The organism is Nosocomiicoccus massiliensis, assembly GCF_000438455.1.
GTDB lineage: Bacteria > Bacillota > Bacilli > Staphylococcales > Salinicoccaceae > Nosocomiicoccus > Nosocomiicoccus massiliensis.
Window position 1 is genome coordinate 1 of record NZ_CAVG010000112.1, and the last position, 4,820, is coordinate 4,820.

The 4,820-nt window shown below is 36.1% G+C and carries 4 protein-coding genes; 1 reads left to right on the top strand and 3 read right to left on the bottom strand.

The genetic code is table 11. The features are described 5' to 3' along the window. Window positions 1–644: O-antigen ligase family protein (locus TJ68_RS04980; protein WP_040929063.1), on the top strand; the 644-nt coding region annotated here is incomplete at its 5' end. A 57-nt stretch (window positions 645–701) separates the two neighbouring features. Here TJ68_RS04980 and TJ68_RS04985 read toward each other — a convergent pair. Genes TJ68_RS04985 through TJ68_RS04990 form a run of 3 tightly spaced genes read right to left on the bottom strand, consistent with a single transcriptional unit; the run spans window position 702 to window position 4,578 of the window. Continuing rightward, window positions 702–3,146 carry a beta propeller repeat protein gene (locus tag TJ68_RS04985; RefSeq protein ID WP_040929064.1) on the bottom strand — a complete coding sequence of 815 codons (2,445 nt, stop codon included), beginning with the start codon at window positions 3,144–3,146 and terminating at the stop codon, window positions 702–704. 13 nt (window positions 3,147–3,159) lie between these two features. Beyond that, entirely contained in the window at window positions 3,160–4,029 is an 870-nt protein-coding gene (locus TJ68_RS08155) for a phage tail domain-containing protein (RefSeq protein WP_052327317.1), read from the bottom strand. Window positions 4,030–4,041: 12 nt separating this feature from the next. Then, window positions 4,042–4,578, bottom strand: coding sequence for a hypothetical protein (locus TJ68_RS04990; protein WP_148449657.1), 537 nt, complete (start codon window positions 4,576–4,578; stop codon window positions 4,042–4,044). Window positions 4,579–4,820 lie beyond the last annotated feature (242 nt).

The window sequence follows — 4,820 nt, forward strand, 5'->3', positions numbered from 1 at the left end:
TTTTCGCAGTCCTAATAGAACTGTACTTCATGATTTTTATAAGCTATAACAGAGGCGCTTTATTAGCCTTAATACTTTTGTTTACTTTGTTTTTTATTAGGAAAATTAAAAGAACTCCTTATCGCCTCTTTTCTTTCGGGGTTATGACTCTTTTGGGAGTATATTTATTTGCAAACCTACAGACTGTACTAATTTACGTGTACAATTTTTTAGCGGAAAATAATATTTCCGTGAATTTTTTATCTAAATCCATAAGCTCTCTGACTTTAGAAGACTTTAGTTCAGGGAGAACATCTCTTTATGAGAGCGCCATGATCCTATTTAATAAAGCTCCTATCTTTGGGAACGGGATTGGACATTTCGCCAGCCTCCATAATGGACAATATCCACATAACTTATTTTTAGAATCATTAACCGATCAAGGGGTGCTTATAACAGCTGTATTATTCATCTTTTGTTTAATTTGTGTTTATAAATTTTTAACTACTGAACAAAATAATTTATTAATATTAGCGGTACTCTTGTTTTCCCTTTCATTGCCCAGACTAATGATTTCTTCAACTGTTTGGATGTCACCGTTCTTTTGGGCGTTAGTTGTTATTATTTTGATCAACCCTTCTTTCAGAAATACCAAAACAATTTAATAAATATAAATAGATGGCTACTCTTTATGGGGCGGCCATCTATTTTTGTAAAGTGAGTTAATTCTCAATAAAATTAGGAAGCTTGGCTCTCCATAAGAAAACATTGCCCTCTTTAGAGTAAGCAGAGTAGATGTAGATTCCATCTCCTTCTTTTCTCATACGAGCATTGAAGAATCCCTTTTGCGACGGAGTCCATACAGCATCTTTGAAGATTTCATGCCAAGTCTTTCCGCCATCACCCGTTACAAATAATCTGGCATGACCTTCTGTAGTAGTATTGTGATTTCTAAATGGCATGATTCCGTAAATACCGCTTTCTGTATGAAGCATATCTCCTTTTTGAGCAAATGTACCAATTAAAGTTTTATCTTCATTGAACGTCACTTTGTACTCGCAATCTTCCCACTTGATTTGAGGTTTTGACACACCTTTTGGACGATTCCACCACGAAATACCTTCCGGCAGTTCGTCTGAACCAAATGCGTACCCATCAGGAAACACAACAATTGACGTTGGATGAATCGGTGCCATATTACTCGCATTGTAAACAGATTCATCAAACATGTTATTCCACGTTTCACCGTAATCGTAAGAATAATGAATTTGCCTGTTAGCTTCATCCCCGATTGATACTAAAATACAATCGGAATATTGGTCGTACGCAACATCGTGGATATGATAATTAGTGTGATCAATCATATCCTCAATAGGTTTATAAAAAATCCTTTTCCAAGTTGCACCGAAGTCTTTTGATAAATATAATTCTCGTCCTTGACTTGTAGCGTTTTTAGTTAGTGAGTATGTCGCCATTAAGATATAGCGCCCTTTTTTATCATAACCCCACGAATTTTGAGTAAATCCATTCTCAAATCTAAATGCTTCTGTTAGTTTCGTTTGTTCCTCATCACTAACTAACACCCTGCCTTGATTAGTTCCACAAACAATTCGACCTGTGTCTGTAACCATAAAAGCGTAGAGTGAGATTGTTTCACCCGTATTCAAAAAGGATTTAGCATCTAACACATCTTTAAAGCCAATTCCATTAGTGGATTTCCTAATGCGATTCTCCCAAGCAACAGCCCAAATGTTACCGTCTTTGTCTATATCGCCAAATACATGCGTAAAGCCTCCGGGTAAATGGGTAAAGCCTTCTACTTTGGAGGGAACGGGATACTTTTGAGATTTTTTTAATTTCTCAATATCGGACTGATAAAGCAGTCCGTTAATCCTATAACCATAAGGTTCGTAAGGGGTGACAACGCTACCTTTTTCCAGCTGTAATTTACCTAAATTACTTTTTTTTACCGTGCTAATCCGAATATATTTTGCATTGCTCGGGGAAGTAAATGTCTTCATCGTACTGTCGAATTGACCAGCTATAAATACTTTATTTGCATCATAAAAAGCAAAGTTAGTAGCGATGTTCTTAGAATAATTTGTACTTGGCTCTATGTCGATAAAACTACTTATAACTCCCGGTAATCCACTATCAACAATTCCGGTTGACATACTAACTGATCCAGCGGTCACATCATTTTTATTGAATAAGTTTTTACCTAATACGATGTCTTTTAAAGAATTTACAGGAACAATTCCTTTTTGAAAGTTACCTTCCTTTAATCTTAATGATTCAAAATGAAGGTGGAAATTTTCAATTTCAGTAGCTTGTGTCCCTTCTTCAACTTGCATTGTTCCACGATAACCTACACCCATACTTAACCGGATATATACACAATTTGCTGGAGTGGTGAAGCTGCCTGAATTTTCGGTGATTCCTGAAATGCGGGTAAATGCTGCGTCATAAAATACTACGTTACTCGGACGATTTCGATAATAAGTTGTACTCGCTTTAACCCCAATAAAATCAGTCGCTAAATAGCTTGCAGATGAAAACAAATCGCCTGTACTGGTACTTAAAGCATAGCCTAAGAACACATCGTCTCTGTTGTATAGATTTTTGCCTTTTAATAAGAAACTCGTCTGCTCTTGCGAAATGGCATTTTTTGAAAACCGATCCTTTGTGAGACTCCCTTTTCCTGGCACAGCATTAATTGGTGTTGTTCCTGCCATTTGTTGTTTAAGTTCGTCAGACAAGAAAGTTTGGTCAATTAATCCTTTATTCTTATTGATTTGCAGCACACTAATATCACTTAGCTTAGTGTCGACATATGTTTTATCGGCTTTCTGTTGACCTATATCCGCCAACTGCGCATCACTTTCATCTAACCTATCTTTCAAAACAGGATACTCATTTCCTTCTGCATCAATCCTTGCTTGCAAAACCTCTGCATCACTTGTCCCGTTTTCGGCAATCAATGTGTTGATTTGTTGTTGCACATTTTTGTTCATGTCATTTGTTTTTTTAGCTTCGTTTAAAACACTGTCAGCCTTATCACTTAATACATTGATTCTTTTACTGCCTTCAAATAAATATTCAAAGTTATCATTCATAGCGTTTCTATTATTTCTGTCAAAAATACTACCTATTTCTTTTCTAGCCACATTACCACTTCCTTTATTTATAATAAAATCTAAAATCTATTGTTATATCGGTAAACTGTCCAATGATTTCGAACTCGTTTTTACCACTCGCTAAACGGATATATCGTTTATTCGTATCTCTAAACACGTTAGCGCCTTTTAATTGAGTATTCATTCCGTCTACTATTAACGTGCCACCAAAACTAGCATTGACTTTAAACGTGTCGCCTGTAGTCTTATTACGTATCTCTAGCTTACCGTTCGTACCAGTAGCAGTAATCTTCAAGTACATCGTTTCTGGCTCTACAGTGACGTTCCCTGCGTTCCAAATACTAAAATTACGTTCAGTAAACTTATACTTCGTATTATCCGAGTTGATGCTATCAACCAGTCCGTATTTCTCTACTAACGCATCATAACCACTGTCATTCAGTTCTTTTGTGGTGTAGATTGATTCAGCGAATGGTAGACCTGATGTCAAACACTCTATTGTTCCAAATCCTACTTTCATAACTTGATCTAAATCAATCGTGTTATTAACTGCAACATGATATTGTTTTCCATTGACATAAGATTCTACTTTCTTCTGATTACAGTAACTATCATCTTCATACTCACCAGTAGTTCTTACCTCTCTGATATAGTATGGATTTGTGTCTACAAGTAACTCGAATAATAAATCTCGTAAATGTGGGTAGTCATGGTCATCTCTCGCTTTAATATAAAAATCTACGGTGATAGGTCTGTCACCGTAGTATGATCCGTAATCTAAACTTCCAGGGAAACCTTCTATTTCTTGTCTGTTAGTTATCAGTGGTATAGAAGATACTCGGATATCTTGTACATGGATATCATAATCAGACAGTAGATAGCTTTTATTATCTTTAATAATTTCTAAATCCAATTTAAGTACCTCCTAGAATTGTAATGTTGCTTCAATCGCATTTTGTTCATCAATATATCCACGAATCCAGTCTGCATCTGGTACTACTCTTACTTTTAATTCATGTTGAACTGCTTGAGTTCCAAAGTCTCCTCTAGTTTCTCTATTCTGCATCATGTTTCTCGCACTCTCTTTCGCATACTTCATGGATACATCATGCGGAATCACTTGCGATCCTGAAGGTAAGATAACTATCTCACCACGTCCACCTTCGTTCATTCGAGCAGCGCCACCCTTCCAGTTATCTGTTCCACGATACAGATAAGGAATAGATCCTATTGATACTCCTGGAATCTTGTTAATAATCCCAATAGCACTGTTAATTCCTCCTATAACAGAGTTAACTAGACTCGTTACTCGTGACACAAGACTTTGCACAGCTGAATAAACACCATCAAATACACCTGCAGTAAAGGCTGTGAGACCACTCCATGCTCCTTGTATTGCAGCCATTACAGTTTGAATTTTAGATGCAACGTTATCGAATACACCCGAAATAATCTGATACACTGTATTGAATATAGATGAAACATGACCGGTAATAGTACTGATGACCGAAATAGCTGTTGATATAGTATTAGCAATGAATGCTCCAATACTAGAAAATATATTACTTACAATTGAAAACACTGTATTAAATACCGACGTAACTGCACCGACTACCGTTTTTATAATAGAAATTATGCTTGAGATAATCGTCAATACGAATCCTACAATTGGAGTAATCACTAACATTAAAGTTGATATTAGTA